The sequence below is a fragment of the Nonomuraea sp. NPDC002799 genome, from assembly GCF_053592075.1.
The window spans coordinates 35,681-49,526 of sequence record NZ_JBSFVA010000056.1 but is presented as its reverse complement, the minus strand read 5'-3'; the positions used below and the strand labels follow the sequence as shown (position 1 = coordinate 49,526).

The following is a 13,846-nucleotide window of genomic DNA, read 5'->3' as shown; positions in this document are numbered from 1 at the left end:
CTGAAGAACGACTCGGCCATCGCGTTGTCCCAGCAGACCCCGGTGCGGCCGACCGAGCGGCGGATATGCAGGCCGGTCAGGAAGCGGCCGAACTCTGCGCCTGCCGATAACTACATCCGCCCAGGTCATGGCTCTGCGAGGGCTTCGCCTTGGCGTACGCGACCTCCGGTCACCCGGGAGACGGAAGCGGGTACGGCAGGATGATCCGCTGTGCTGCTTCGCTTGGCCTACCTGACTGTCACGAACGCCTTCGCCGCACTGCGGTTGCTGCCCATGAGTGATCGGGACAAGGACGTGGAGATTCTCGTTCTGCGTCACAGATCGCCGTCCTTGAACGCCAACTCGGCGTTGACACCAGAGTGCGATTCGCGCCCGAGGACCGGGCCCTTCTCGCCGCGCTCCTGACCGCACTGCCGCGTGAGGTTCTGCGCCGGCTGCGGCTCCTCGTCCAGCCGGACACCGTCCTGCGCTGGCACCGCGACCTGATGAGACGTCGTCACGCCCATACCTGTCGGCCCAAGCGGCCCGGGCGCCCACCCACGGTCCCCTCCATCCGCGCCCTCATTCTGCGCCTGGTCCGGGAGAACCCGAGCTGGGGCTACCGACGGATCCACGGAGAGCTCACCACGCTCGGCATCAAGGTCGCACCGTCCACCGTGTGGGAGATCCTCAAACAGGCAGGCCTCGACCCGGCACCCGAACGGGCTTCCACCATCTGGGCCGACTTCCTGCGCTCGCAAGCCGACGCGCTGCTGGCCTGCGACTTCATCGAGGCCGTCACGCTCAGCGGCCAGCGCCAGTACATCCTGGCTGTCATCGAGCACGCCACTCGGCGCGTCCGCGTGCTCGGCACCACCGCGCATCCGAGCGGGAACTGGGTGATCCAGGCGATGAAGAATCTCGTGATGGATCTGGACGATGCGGGCAGCCGGGCGCGCTTTCTGCTCCGAGACAGGGATGGGAAGTTCCCGGCCCTCATGGATGAGATCCTGGCCGAGGCCGGCATCAAGACGGTGCTCACCGGTATCCGGATGCCACGGATGAACTCGATCATGGAGCGATGGGTGCAGTCCTGCCGCCACGAACTCCTGGACCGCTGCCTGCTCTGGAACGAACGCCATCTGCGGCACGCTCTACGCGAGCACGAACTGTTCTACAACCGGCACCGAGCCCATCAAGCCCTGACCCAAGCCGCCCCGCTGCGTCCCGTTCCGGACCCAATCACGGACCCCGAACGAATCATCGACCTGAACATACGCCGACGAGACCGACTCGGCGGCGTCCTCCACGAATACTCACATGCGGCTTGAACTGCACGGATGGAATTATCGGCAGGAGCAATATCTGGCCGGCGGCGGGGTCGGTGCCGCGCGGCGCGGCGACGCTGTAGATAAGCTAGTCGATGCCGCCCTCTGCGCTCACCTAACCAGAAACGGGACGGTGCCTATTAATTCCGGCAACAGCGAGCAGTTTCGTTATAGATAGCCGATACATGTACGTCCATAACCCCACAAGAGTGGCAATTGATAAATTTGCAAACGACCGTTAATCGCGCCTCCGAGCTGCGCATGTAGCCGAAATACGGCCCTGCGAGTGCCCCTAGCACGCGAGTCGGCACAACACAAGAGGTTGCCTGCCATTCGCCAGCATGAGTAACTGTCGGCTAATACCCGACAGCGAGCCGGGGAAAGATCTACGAGCTGCACGGACGGGTGCCGCAACCAACGATCCCCGCCCGTGGAGCACCATTCGATGCAAAGGGAGCCTACCTGCGATGTCGTTGAAACGCACGCTCTCGGCATCCGTGCTCATCGCGCCGTTCGCGGTGCTGGGCGCGACGCCGGCCTTCGCCGATGATCCACAGCCCCTTCCAGGCAACCCTGACATTGTCGTCGGCTACGAAAACGAGACGGAGGTATTCCGCGCGGAAACCACCCCTCCTACGCTGACCACGGCCTGCCGCCGCGGAGACGTCTCTTACCGGGTCTCCACGTACAGCAACAGCCACAAAGCGGTCGGCCCAACGCAGTCCAATCACAACGGAACCTCCCGCACTGCGACATCGACCTTCACCGCCACCATCTCCGGGACTGTCTCGGTCTCTTGGAACGTCTCCGGCAGCCTGAAGGTGGACAGACTCATCGCAGGTGCCGAAGTGGCCACAGGCGTCAACCTGACTGCCAGCATGACCGCCTCCTTAGGCAACAGCATCGCGGTCCCCACCCCGGCGCGCAAGACGACCACCGCCACGTACGGCGTCTGGCAAAAGAAGACAAAAGGCGTCTACCAGGTATGCGGCCAGAGGCCGAGAAACGTGACCGCGTGGAGTCCGTGGCGCGTCGGCTGGTACATCAAGCAAAGGTGATCTCAACATGACAAGCCGACGGGTAGCGTCTCTTCTGGTTTCCTACGTCCTCGTCTCCATAACAGTGGCCTGCGCAGCCTCACCTCCGGCCAATCCAGTGACGCAGCAGCGAGACGCCACCCCGTCGGCCGCTCCGACCAAAACCCCCGCGACCACACCGCCGCCCAAACGTGCGCCGCTGCGCCTGCCGGGCATGGACGCCGGCACGAAAACCGTCCTCAAGGCGGGCCCCCGGAAAGGGTCCATGGTGGTCGGGGATATCCCGCCCGGCCGGGATGAATTGTGGGTCCTGTTCAGGTGTCGAGGGCAGGGCAAGGCGGAAATCATTCTGGAGCCAGGCATCAACATGCCCTTCACCTGCCTCGACGACATGATAAGCCCCATCATGAACCGTCTAGATTTGGGCCAGAGGAAAACCTTGACGGTACGGATTCAGGCCCCCGACTCGGTCGAGTGGGCCCTACGCATCACTCGTTAGAACGAATCAGAGTTGTGGTTCTTTCAGATCTCTGGCTGCCGACGACAATATGGTCCGACAGGTGTCCCGCTCAGAAATACGGTTGCCTGCTGTGAGCTGGGGTTTTGCTGCGTGATCAGGGCGGCGACTGCGACCATCTCGAGGTGTTGTTATCGCTTGTCCACCGGTTGGTGAGGGGCTTGTTCGGCCTGCTGACCGTGCTGATCCGCTCTGATCTGTCCAAGGACGTTGAACTGCTGGTGCTCCGTCAGGAGAACCAGGTGCGCCCAGCTGGGGACATCAGCTGCGATAACGCGCTGATCACCGCTCGATCAGCCCACGTCGGCCGCGGCCTGGCCACCTGCCGACGCAACACCGCCAACTGATGACGCAGGACAAGGATCTCCACATCCTTCGACCTCTGCGAGCGGCCCAGGAGCACCAGCCAACCCGTGACCCGGACGAAGATCAGGTAGAGCAGACACAACGCCATGAATCGCGATCCTGCCAGCCAGAACACGAGCCGCAAACCCGCAGGTCAATCCGCTCGCCGAGTTCCTGGCACCCACAGGGTGCGGTGCGGGGTCAGCTCAATCGAGGGGACTGGTGAGTGACCGGCCGGCGTGGTGTGTGGACGCCGGCCGTTACCTCATCGATCGTCCTTGTCGGGCGCGCTCAGCCAGCGGCCGATCGACCCGGCGAACGTGATCACAGCTCCCGCCAGGATCAGCGACGAGCTGATCAGCCCGTCCGCCTCGGGCGGCGTCATGCGCGAGTAGATCAGCGCGCCGGTCATGAGAACGAAGCCGACCACCGTAACGGCCCACCACACCTTTCTCATGGACGCGCTACCCCCTGCCGGGCTGCTGGGTGCCTATCGTGGCGCTCTGGTGCCCATTGGTGACACGGTAGGTGACGACAATTCCATGGCCCTTGTACGCCGCCCCGATGGCGATCGACAAGGCTCCCGAGAACACGCTGACCATGCCGCACGCAAGTCCTATCAGATGAGTTACCGCGATGAACATCGCACACGCGCCCGTGCCCCAGGTGGTGTTCTCCAGGACCGTCTTCAGCAGATTGTTGAGATAATACTCGTACTTCCAAGCCAGCGCCTCGTATACATCCTTCGCCCGCGGGCCATTCGATCCGCTGTAGCCGGTGTCACCGACGCAACCCGTTTCACCGGACTTCTGCGCGCTCTTCATGTACCAGTCGTCGACGACCGAGCAGTCTTTAGAAGAGCTTCGGCATTCCACGTAATCGATCACGCCGCTGGCGGAGTCGGTGTAGCCGCCCTGGTAGCCGAGGCTGTGCTGGGCGCCGCTGCGGGTGATCACCTCACCGCACGGGTCGTAGGCCACCGAGTCGGCCAACGCGGTTCCGTCCGCGGTGAAGGTGCCGATCAGGTCGCCGCGCAGGCCGGAGAAGGCGAGCTGGGCGCCCACCCCCTCGCTGATGCCGAGAGTGCGGCCGAGCGCGTCCCGGCCGACGGTGGCCGTCGTGGCACCGTTGGCACCGGTGACGGTGACCAGGTTGTTGCTGGTCCCGTCGTAGGTGAAGCGGCTGGTCTGCCCGCTCTGCGTGCGGGTCTCCATGCGGTCGAGGGCGTCGTAGCCGTAGGTGACGGCGTCGTCGGTGATGAGCCGGTCGAAGGCGTCGAACTTGGCGATGCGGACGATGCCGGCCGAGTCCTCCTTGAGGGTGCCGCGGGCGGTGTAGGTGTAGGTGTGCCCGTCACCCGAGGTGAGCCGGTCGCGCTCGTCATAGGTGTAGGTCTTGTCGCCGGCCTTGACGCGGTTGCCCGCGGCGTCCCATCCGTAGTCGGTCTTGTTGCCGTCCGGTGCCGTCCAGGAGGTGAGCCGGTTGGCCCGGTCGTAGCTGTAGTCGATGGCCTTACCCGAGACCGGGTCCGTCGATTGGCTGAGGCGGTCGCCGTCGTCCCAGGTGAAGGTGGAGGTGCCGGCGCCGTCGGTGCGCTGCACGAGCCGGTTGAGCTCGTCGAAGGTGCGCTCGACGCGCACCCCGCCGGGGGCCAGGGTGACGGTCGGGTTGCCGCTCGCGTCGTAGCCGGCGGTCCAGGTGCGGTCCTTCAGGTCCTGGTGCTGCGCGGTGGACGGCTCGATCACCGTCTCGGTGAGGCCGAGGCTGTTGTTGGTGATGTAGGTGGAGTGGCCACGCCCGTTGGTGACGCGGGTCTGCGCGCCGGCCGCGTCGTAGCCGAAGGTGGTGGCGTTGCCGAGCGCGTCGGTGTGCTTGGTGAGCCCGCCGGTCGCGTCGTAGGTAGGCGCGGGTCGAGGAGTCGCCGGTGCGGCACGCCCTACGCGAGCCGCCGGCATGCGCACGATCGTCGATGCGAGCACCGAGAGCACGATCGACATCCGCGTCGCGGCCCGGCGACTCGATGCGATCCTTCCGGCCGACGGCACCCTGGTGACGGACGTCGGCCGGTTCCTCGCGGGCGCCTGGCCGAACATCCACTCGGGTGATCCGCGTCGATTCGTTCCCAGAGCGCCCGGCCGTTCGAAACCGGCGCCTCCGAGACACTGCGCGCCATGGACAAGGCAGGACACCTCCGCGGCTGATCCGACTGACGCGGGCCCGGCGGCGCGGTTTCGCTAGGCTTAGGTCATGGTTGATGTACGCCGACCGATCGCCTGGCATGGTCGCAGCTCCGCCGAGGACCGTTGAGCGGGCAGGAACGGCCGGCCGAGTTCGTCCAGTCCCTCGAACGCGGGCTGGTGATCATCCGCAGCTTCACTCCCCGGCATCCACGCATGACCTTGACGGAGGTCGCCGAGCGCACGCACATGCCTCGTTCGGCCGCGCGACGCTTCCTGCTCACTCTGGAGAGCATGGGCTACGTCCGGCACGACGGGCGATATTTCTCGCTGAGCCCCTCCGTTCTGGAGCTCGGTTACAGCTACCTGTCCTCAGTGCATCCGTGGGACGCGGCGCATCCGCTGCTGGAGCAGCTCAGTGACGCCGTCGATGAGAATGTGCTGGCGGGGGTGCTCGACGGCACTGACGTGGTCTGCGTGGCCAGGACGAGCCGGCGGCTGGTGACCGTGGCGGTGTTCGTGGGCGGCAAGGTCCCCGCGCACGCGTCCTCGATGGGACGGGCCATCCTGGCGTTTCTGGAGCCCGACGCGCTCGACCGCTACTTCGCCACGGCCGATCTGGTGGCGGTCACCGAGGCGACCACCACCGACGAGCGGCAACTGCGGGCCGAACTCGCCCAGGTGCGCAAGCAGGGGTGGGCCACGACCGAGCATGAGCTGGAGAAAGGGCTGATGTCGGTCTCGGCGCCGGTGTTCGGCGCAGGGGGTCAGGTGGTGGCGGCGATCAACATGTCGGCGCACGGGGGGCGGCTGAGCCAGGCCGATGTGGAGGCGCGGATCAGCCCGCCCCTGCTGGAGTGCGCGCGTAACGTGAGCATCCTGTTCGGCGCCCGCTCCTCCTTCAACGGCCGCCCCTGACCCGCCCCTCCGGATCGCAGGACTGGACGGCGGCGACCGCCTTGGCGAAGGCGGCCCAGTCCGTGTCGCCGGGCGGGGCGTGCAGTTGCACCGCGTCCACCAGGCCGCCGAAACGGGCGGCGACGGCGGGGCCGAGCTCTTCGTACGGCGCGGCGGCGCAGAACAGGTCGAGCACGTCGTCTTCGACCTTCGGCGCCAGCTCGTCCCAGCGCCCGGCGCGGACCGTTTCCCGCAGTTCCCGTCCCAGCTCCTCCAGTCCGTGGTGGGCCAGTACAGGAAGGTAGGCGCGGGTCGAGCCGTAGAAGCCGACCCTGGTCCTGACGTGCTCCCGGGCCGCCCGCACCTCCTCAGGTGTGGCCCCGGTGGCCACGAAGCCACCGCCGGTGATCCGGATGTCCCTGCCGGGCCGGGCCAGCGTCGGAAGGGCGACGTCCGACAGATAAGCACGCGTGCTGAACGGATGCAGCCGCACGCCATCGCACAGGGACGCGGCCGTGGTGAGGTTGTAGGGGTTCACGGCGGCCAGATCGATGGGAACGCGGCCATGGGAGGAGCGGGGCCGGAACTCCGGTGTCATCAGGGTGTGCCGGTAGAACGGGCCCTCGTGCCGCAGCTCTCCCCCGGTCTCCCACGCCTCGTGGATCGCCCGCAACGCGGAGACGTAGTCGCGCATCCGGGGCCCGGGAGAATCCCACACCGCCGAGAACCGATCCTCGATGTGCCGCTTCACCTGCGTACCGAGGCCGAGCCTGAACCGGCCGCCGCTGTGGTCGGCGAGCATCCGCGCCTGTACGGCCAGCACCATGGGGCTGCGCGGGAACGCGATCGTGACGGCGGTCGCCAGCTCCACGCGGGAGGTGACCGAAGCGGCGGCCATCAGCGTGAGCAGCGGGTCGCGAGTGACCTCCGCGTCGCAGACGGTGTCCACCCCGGCCTCCTCCAGGCGGGCGGCCATCGCGGACACCTCGTTCAGCGGTACCTCCCGCAGCGTGACCTCGACCCTCATCGGTGCCTCCCCAGATCGCGATGCTGGGCGCTCATCACGCCTCCGCCGGGATGCCGTGCCGGAGCAGGTGCCGGGCGATGGTGACCCGGTGGACCTCCGACGCGCCCTCGACGATGCGCCACACCCGGACGAGGCGGTAGTAGTACTCGATCGGCAGCTCCTTGCCCAGCCCCATCCCCCCGTGCGCCTGCAGGCAGCGGTCGGCCACCTGCTGCAGCAGCTCGGTGCCCATGACCTTGGCCGTGGACGCCTCGAACCGGATGTCGCGCTCCCCCGCGTCCAGCTTCGCGGCGGCGTCCCGGTTGACGAGCCGGGCGGCGTGCAGGCCGATGCCGGCCTCGGCGATCCAGTTCTGGATGGTCTGCCGGGAGGCGAGCGGCTCGCCGAACGTGACGCGCTCCTTGCCGTAGGCCATCATCATGCCGAGCAGCCGCTCGGTCGCGCCCACGCAGCGGGCCGCGATCTCCAGGCGGCGCACCGACAGGCGGTTCTGCATGGGCACGAACGCGTTGCCCACCTCGCCCAGCACCTGCTCGTCCCCGAGTACGACGTCGTCGAAGCGCAGCTCGCAGGGCCGGTAGTTGGAGATCGTGGGCAGCCGCCGCTCGACCACGACCCCGGGCGTGCCGCGATCGACGAGGAAGGCGGTCATGCCGCCCCGGCTGCCCTTCTCCCGGTCGGTCACGGCCACCACGATCAGGAAGTCCGCCCAGTCCGCCTTGCCGATCCACTTCTTGCGGCCCGACAGCACCCACCGGCCGCCCTCGCGCCGCGCGGTCGTCTCGATGCCGGACACGTCCGAACCGGCGCCGGGCTCGCTGATCGCCACCCCGGAGGTGATCTCTCCACGCGCGTACGGCTCGAGATACCGCGTGCGCTGGCCGGCGTCGCAGGCGGCCGACAACCAGTGCAGATTGGGCGAGTCCGGAGGCAGGACGAACGGCACGATCGTCTTGGCCATCTCCTCGACGGCCGCCATCTTGTCCAGGTTGCTCAGCCCGAGCCCGCCGTACTCCGCGGGCACGTCGATGCCCCACAGGCCACGCTCGCGGGCGGCGGCCAGCAACCGCTCGTACACCTCGGGCGGCAGGTCGCCGATCGGGTCGAACAGGTAGCTCTTGCCCGGTTCGGCGGCGAAGGGCTCGGTGCGGCGGGAGGCGTCCAGCTCCCAGGTGATGACGTCCGGTTCCAGGGGCAGCAGTTCGTCGTTCACGAACGCGCGTACCCGCTGCCGGATGTTGCCCGTTTTCATGGTCGTTCCTCCTGGATAGTGGTCAGCACGTCGCGGACGGGGCGGTCCGCCCAGCCGCGCAGCGCGGCGGCGAAGCGGCGGGCGCGCCGGGCGCGGCCGCCGTGCTCGAAGCAGTCCACGGCCTTGGCCGTGAGCTCCTCCATCGTCAGCGGGGCAGCGGCGCTGCCGCGCAGGGTCTCCGCCCGGCCGCGCAACACCCGGCCGTCGGTGAGATGGAGGCTCACCTCGGCCCAGCGCGGCGACAGCGGGGTGTGGGTCTCCGTCGCGTGGACGCGGGCGAGCAGGTGCCGCGCTTCGGGGCGGCGTACCGCCTCGTCGGTGAAGTCGGTCAGCCGGGGCGGGCCGCCGAGCAGGGCGGTGGCCAGGCCGTACTCCATGCTGAACTTGGCTTCGAGGCCGGTCTCCGGCCGATGGTGGATCAGCGGGGTGAGCGCCGCGCCGCTGGTGCGCACCTCCGCCCGGACGACGTCCTTGGCGTTGAGGTCGGCTTCGGTACGCAGGTCGAGCACGACGTCGAGGGCGCGGTGGGCGGCGTAGCACATGGGGTACTTCTTGACGTCCAGGCCGCTGGTGCGCAGCTCGCGGGAGCCGAGGTCGTCGAGTTGCCCGTGCAGGCGCCTGGTGGCGTCCTCGCCGTCGGCGTACAGGTGGGTGAACCCGGCGGGACCGTCGAGCGCGCCGTGGCCCGCGGTGAGGCCGGCTCTGGCGGCGAGCGCGGCGCGCACGGCGTTCGCGCAGGCCGCGCCGACCTGGAAGGACTTGGCGGCGGTCCCGAAGTTCTCCCGGGTGCCGCCGCACTGCCCCAGGAACAGCCCGATCGCGTCCGCGATCTGCCCCGCCTCCAGGCGCAGCAGCCGGGCGGCGGCCACGGTCGCGCCGATGCCGCCGATCGTCGTGGTGGCGTGCCAGCCGGCCGCGTAGTGGGGAGCGGCCATGGCCTTGGCCAGCTTGAGCATCACCTCGAAGCCGACGACGTACGCGGTGGCGACGGCGGCGCCATCGGCGTCCTCGGCCTCGGCGAGGGCGAGCAGGCCCGGGATGAGCGCGATGCTGGGGTGGCCGCGCAGAGGCGAGGTGACGTCGTCGTAGTCGAGCACGTGCCCGGCCGTGCCGTTGATCAGCGCCGCCTGTTCGGGGCTGGTGCGGGGGCCGCCCGTCCACAGGCTCACCTCGCCGGGGGTGACGGTGGTGGTGAGTGCGCGGACGATCGGGTCGCGACCGGCGGCGACGGCGACGGCGACGGTGTCGAGCACCGCGCGGGCCACCGCGTCGGCGCTGTCGGGGGGCGGCTGCGCCGTGGCCGCGTACCGGCCGATGCGCAGTGCTGCCGGGACGGTCATCGCAGTGCTCCCGCCTCGCGGCAGGCCGCGATCTGCGCGTCGTCCAGCCCCAGGACCTCCCGGCACACCTCGTCGGTGTGCTGGCCGAGCAGCGGCGCCGGGTGGCGGAGCCGTACGGGGTCGCCGGTGAGCCGGAACGGCGGCGCGTTGTACAGGGTGGTGCCCATCTCCGGATGGTCCAGGCGTAGCCAGTGCTCGCGGGCGGCGAGCTGGGGATCGTGGTCCACCAGGTCGGCGCTGTTCTGGACGACCCCGGCGGGCACCCCGGCCTCGCGCAGCTCCCTGGCCAGCGCGTCGGCGTCACGGGCGGCCACGGCGGCGCCGATCAGCTCGTTCAGCCGGTCGCGGGCCCGGTGCCGCTCCGCCTCGTGCCGCCATTCGGGCGGAACGTCCAGAGCGAGCACCCGGACGAGCGGTTCCCACTGCTCGTCGCGGAGCACCGAGATCGCGATCCACCGGTCCTGCCCGGCGCAGCGGTACACGCCGTGCGGGGCGCGGCGCGGGTGGTCGTTGCCCTGAGGACCGATATCGCGGCCGTTGACGGTCCAGTCCATCAGCAGCGGCCCGAGCACGGCGATGGTCGGCTCGGTCTGGGCGATGTCGATGTACTGCCCCTGTCCCGTGCGCCGGCGGTGCCGCAGCGCGGCCAGGACGGCGAAGGCGGCGTGGCAGGGGTTGGGCACGTGGTCGGGGTAGTTGGTGCCCGTCCCGACAGGGGCGCGGCCGGGCAGGCCGGTGAAGTGGTGCAGGCCGACCAGGGCACTGATCGTGATCCCGTACCCGAGATGGTCGCGTTCCGGGCCGCTGTCGCCCTGCATCGACATGGCCAGGTAGACGGCGCCCGGGTTGATCCGCCGTACGTCCTCCCAGCCCAGCCCGAAGCGATCCATGGTGCCGGGCGTGAAGTTGTTGGCCACGACGTCGCTCTCGGCGACCAGGCGGCGGGCCAGCTCGCGGCCTTCCTCGGTCTTGAGGTTGAGCGCGAGGCTGCGCTTGCTGGTGTTGCGGTCGGCGAAATAGCCGCTGCGATCCACTCCTGCCCGGCCGCCGGCGAACGGCGGGCTGAGCCGGATGCCGTCCACCTTGGCGCGGCTCTCCACTTTGATCACGTCCGCGCCGTGGTCGGCGAGCAGCTTGGTGGTGAATGAGCCCGCGCCCACCCAGCAGAAGTCGGCGACCCTGACGCCGGAGAGAGGACCGGTCATGCGCTCAGCACCTCGTCGGTGTGCTCGCCCAGCCGCGGTGCCCGCCCGTTGGTACGCCAGGGCGTCTCGCTGAGCAGGTACGGCGCCCCCGGCATCGCGCCCCCGGCACCGAGGTTGTCCACGAGAAAGCCGCGGTGCGCGAGCTGCCGGTTGGCCTCGATGTCGGCCGCGGTGCTGACCGGGCACAACGGCACCCGCCGGCGCTGCGCCTCGGCGTACAGCTGGGCCTTGGTCCGCCGCGCGGCGAAGGGCGCGAACACGCGGTCGAAGGTCCGCCTGGCCTCCTCGCCGGTGACGTACTCGCGCTCGCCCCATTGATCGCCGCGCAGCGCCGTCGCCTCCGGTACGTGCTCGGCTTCGAGCCAGCCGACGAGATTCGGCCAGAAGCGGTTGCCGCCGATCCCACCGGCCAGGATGTAGACCGCGCCGTCCGAGCACGTGTACACCCCGGCCCCGGCCCGATCCCCGACCCCACTGCCCCGGCCCCGCACGGTGCCCTCCAAATCGTAGAACTGCACCGCGTTCTCCAGGGCCAGCACCACGCACTCCTGCACGGAGACGTCCACGTGCTGCCCGGTCCCGGTGAGCTCGGCGGAGGTGATCGCCAGCATCGAGGCGACGGCGCCGAACAGGTTGCCCATCACCAGTGCCTGGTCCCCGGCCGCACGCACCGGCGGGCCGTCCGGGTAGCCGCCGAGCGCGAGCAGCCCGCCGAGGGCCAGCAGGATCAGGTCGTCGGCCTCGTAGTGGGCGTAAGGGCCGCTCTGCCCGAACGGCGTGATGCTGGTCATCACCAGGGCAGGATTGCCGGCGCTGAGGTCGCTCCAGCCCAGGCCGCGCGCGGCGGCCGTCCCCGGGCGGTCGGTCTCGATGACGAGATCGGCCGTCCCGGCCAGGCGGCGCAGGGCACCGGCGCCCTCGGCGCTGTCGAGGTCGAGCACGACGCTGCTCTTGCCGGTGTTGGCGTAGGCGAAAGCCAGCCCGGCCTCGGGCCCCGGCTCGTCGCCGGCGAACGGCGGCTCGTGGCGGAGCGCGGTGCCATCCGGCGGCTCGATGAGGATCACGTCGGCACCCAGCTCGGCGAAGAGCTTGCCGCAGTAGTTGCCCATCGGCCCGGACAGGTCCAGCACGCGCAGCCCGTCCAGAGCTCCCGGCGTCACGACTCCTCCGGCGTGAACCGCGGGATCGTGACGGCTTCGGTGACCGCGTCGCAGTGCAGCCGCACCCGCAACCCGACCTGGACCTCGTCGTTGGGCACGCCGACGACGTTGCTGAACATCCGCGGGCCCTCGTCGAGCCGCACCAGGACCACGTTGTACGGCACGTCATCGGCGAACGCCTTGTTGTACACCTGGTGGAACACGATCCGGGACATGACCTCGCCCCTCCCCGACAGGGGAACCCAGGCGAACTCCTTGGACAGGCATTCGGGACAGATCCGGCTTATCGGATACCGGAGGTGGGCGCATCGGCCGCACTTCTGCAGGGTCAGGGTTCCGCTCTGGCGCAGTGCGTCCCAGAAGGGACGGGTCTCTTCGGTCAGCTCCGGCAGCGGCTTGGCGTAGGAAGTCATTCAGTTCAGCCCATCCTTGCTCAGGATCATCGCGTTCGAGCAGTTCAGCGTCATGCCGCGGCCGGTCACGAGGCAGACTTCCGCACCCTCGACCTGCCGTGGCCCGCTCTGGCCGCGTAGCTGGCGCACGCCCTCGACGATGTGCAGCCAGCCCTCCATGTACGACTCCGACAGGTTGCCCCCCGCGGTGTTGACCGGCAGGTCTCCGCCGAGCTGGATGCGGCCGCCCTCCACGAAGGCCCCCGACTCGCCCACGCCGCAGAACCCGGCGTGTTCCAGCCACAGCAGCACGCTGATCGTGAAGTTGTCGTAGAGCTGGGCGACGTCCACGTCGGCCGGGCCGATCCCGGCCATCGCCCAGGCCCGGTCGAGGGCCTCCTTCTGGTGGGGCACGTACCACCAGTCGTCGCGCTCCAGCGTCCGAGTGGTGTACGCCTGCCCCATGCCGGAGATGAACACCGGTGCCTGCCTGCCCTGCCCGGCCCGTTCGGCCGAGGTGACGATGACGCACGCGCCGCCGTCGCTGATCAGGCAGCAGTCGAGCAGCCGCAGCGGTTCGACGATCCAGCGGGAGGCCTGGTGGTCGGCGATGGTGATGGGCTCGCGCATGACGGCGTCGGGGTTCAGCGAAGCGTGCCTGCGGCAGGCCACCGCCACCTCGGCGAGCTGCTCGCTGGTCGTGCCGTAGAGCGCCATGTGGCGGCTGGCCGCGACCGCGCTGTTGGCGGCGGCGCCCATCATGCCCCAGATGTCCCACGTGTCACCCCAGCCGGAGGCCCTGGCGAAGCGGGATCCGCCGGTCTTGGCGGCGTCGCCGAACACGCAGGCCACGTTCGTGGCCAGGCCCGTGCTGACCGCCATCGCCGCCATCTGCACGAGCGCGCCCGCGGTGCCGCCGCCCATGACCATGCTGCCGGTGTAGGCGGGGTCGATGCCGAGCGTCTCGCCCAGCCGCAGGTAGTTGAGCGGCCCTTCAGGGGCGGTGGTGCCGGGGAAGGTCAGCAGGCCGTCGATGTCCCCCTTGTCGAGGCCACAGTCGTCGAGCGCGGCCGTGAACGCGTCCACCGCCAGCGACAGCTGGGTGCTGCCGGGCAGCTTGCCCTGGGCGGTCTTGCCCACCCCGATGATCGCCGCCTTGTCCTTGAGCGAATCGCCCACAACACGTCCTT

The 13,846-nt window shown here is 69.3% G+C and carries 15 protein-coding genes and 1 pseudogene; 6 read left to right on the top strand and 10 right to left on the bottom strand.

Annotated features, from left to right (window positions below; translation table 11 throughout):
• Positions 1-314: 314 nt before the first annotated feature.
• The gene (locus ACWD0F_RS48260) at positions 315-500 is read right to left on the bottom strand and encodes a hypothetical protein (RefSeq protein WP_449889328.1); all 186 of its coding nucleotides are present in this window, start codon (positions 498-500) and stop codon (positions 315-317) included.
• On the opposite strand from ACWD0F_RS48260, the pseudogene ACWD0F_RS48255 reads away from it, so the two are divergent.
• From ACWD0F_RS48255 to ACWD0F_RS48235, 5 genes and pseudogenes are all read left to right on the top strand, one after another.
• A pseudogene (locus tag ACWD0F_RS48255) lies at positions 486-611 on the top strand (hypothetical protein); the annotation flags it as partial. The gene ACWD0F_RS48260 and the pseudogene ACWD0F_RS48255 sit on opposite strands and share 15 nt — an antisense overlap.
• Positions 612-656: 45 nt before the next feature.
• Positions 657-1,310 carry an integrase core domain-containing protein gene (locus ACWD0F_RS48250; RefSeq protein WP_449889324.1) on the top strand — a complete coding sequence of 218 codons (654 nt, stop codon included), beginning with the start codon at positions 657-659 and terminating at the stop codon, positions 1,308-1,310.
• 464 nt (positions 1,311-1,774) lie between these two features.
• Positions 1,775-2,365: a hypothetical protein gene (locus tag ACWD0F_RS48245; protein WP_449889320.1), complete on the top strand. Its 591-nt coding sequence runs from the start codon at positions 1,775-1,777 to the stop codon at positions 2,363-2,365.
• Positions 2,366-2,372: 7 nt separating this feature from the next.
• Complete coding sequence (locus tag ACWD0F_RS48240) at positions 2,373-2,843, top strand: hypothetical protein (protein WP_449889318.1); 471 nt, start codon at positions 2,373-2,375, stop codon at positions 2,841-2,843.
• 179 nt (positions 2,844-3,022) lie between these two features.
• Positions 3,023-3,208, top strand: coding sequence for a hypothetical protein (locus ACWD0F_RS48235; RefSeq protein ID WP_449889316.1), 186 nt, complete (start codon positions 3,023-3,025; stop codon positions 3,206-3,208).
• Positions 3,209-3,471: 263 nt separating this feature from the next.
• On the opposite strand, the gene ACWD0F_RS48230 is transcribed toward ACWD0F_RS48235, so the two are convergent.
• Together ACWD0F_RS48230 and ACWD0F_RS48225 are read right to left on the bottom strand one after the other, a co-directional pair.
• Positions 3,472-3,663, bottom strand: a complete 192-nt coding sequence (locus ACWD0F_RS48230) for a hypothetical protein (protein WP_449889314.1) — start codon at positions 3,661-3,663, stop codon at positions 3,472-3,474.
• 7 nt (positions 3,664-3,670) lie between these two features.
• Positions 3,671-5,185 (bottom strand): hypothetical protein, encoded by a 1,515-nt coding sequence (locus ACWD0F_RS48225; RefSeq protein ID WP_449889312.1) that lies wholly within the window; start codon positions 5,183-5,185, stop codon positions 3,671-3,673.
• A gap of 324 nt (positions 5,186-5,509) precedes the next feature.
• Here ACWD0F_RS48225 and ACWD0F_RS48220 point away from each other — a divergent pair, with 324 nt between their 5' ends.
• Positions 5,510-6,301 (top strand): IclR family transcriptional regulator domain-containing protein, encoded by a 792-nt coding sequence (locus ACWD0F_RS48220; RefSeq protein ID WP_449889310.1) that lies wholly within the window; start codon positions 5,510-5,512, stop codon positions 6,299-6,301.
• On the opposite strand, the gene ACWD0F_RS48215 is transcribed toward ACWD0F_RS48220, so the two are convergent.
• Genes ACWD0F_RS48215 through ACWD0F_RS48185 form a run of 7 tightly spaced genes read right to left on the bottom strand, consistent with a single transcriptional unit; the run spans position 6,285 to position 13,835 of the window.
• Entirely contained in the window at positions 6,285-7,307 is a 1,023-nt protein-coding gene (locus ACWD0F_RS48215) for a TIGR03617 family F420-dependent LLM class oxidoreductase (RefSeq protein WP_449889308.1), read from the bottom strand. The genes ACWD0F_RS48220 and ACWD0F_RS48215 overlap by 17 nt on opposite strands.
• A 34-nt stretch (positions 7,308-7,341) precedes the next feature.
• Positions 7,342-8,559, bottom strand: a complete 1,218-nt coding sequence (locus ACWD0F_RS48210; RefSeq protein ID WP_449889306.1) for an acyl-CoA dehydrogenase family protein — start codon at positions 8,557-8,559, stop codon at positions 7,342-7,344.
• Positions 8,556-9,899 (bottom strand): MmgE/PrpD family protein, encoded by a 1,344-nt coding sequence (locus ACWD0F_RS48205; RefSeq protein WP_449889304.1) that lies wholly within the window; start codon positions 9,897-9,899, stop codon positions 8,556-8,558. Before ACWD0F_RS48205 ends, ACWD0F_RS48210 begins: the two co-directional genes overlap by 4 nt.
• The gene (locus ACWD0F_RS48200; RefSeq protein WP_449889302.1) at positions 9,896-11,104 is read right to left on the bottom strand and encodes a CaiB/BaiF CoA transferase family protein; all 1,209 of its coding nucleotides are present in this window, start codon (positions 11,102-11,104) and stop codon (positions 9,896-9,898) included. Before ACWD0F_RS48200 ends, ACWD0F_RS48205 begins: the two co-directional genes overlap by 4 nt.
• A complete protein-coding gene (locus tag ACWD0F_RS48195; protein WP_449889300.1) occupies positions 11,101-12,264 on the bottom strand; it encodes a CaiB/BaiF CoA transferase family protein in 1,164 nt (387 codons plus the stop codon). The genes ACWD0F_RS48200 and ACWD0F_RS48195 overlap by 4 nt, the downstream gene beginning before the upstream one ends.
• Positions 12,261-12,677, bottom strand: coding sequence for a Zn-ribbon domain-containing OB-fold protein (locus ACWD0F_RS48190; protein WP_449889298.1), 417 nt, complete (start codon positions 12,675-12,677; stop codon positions 12,261-12,263). Before ACWD0F_RS48190 ends, ACWD0F_RS48195 begins: the two co-directional genes overlap by 4 nt.
• Positions 12,678-13,835, bottom strand: coding sequence for a thiolase family protein (locus ACWD0F_RS48185; RefSeq protein WP_449889296.1), 1,158 nt, complete (start codon positions 13,833-13,835; stop codon positions 12,678-12,680).
• Positions 13,836-13,846 lie beyond the last annotated feature (11 nt).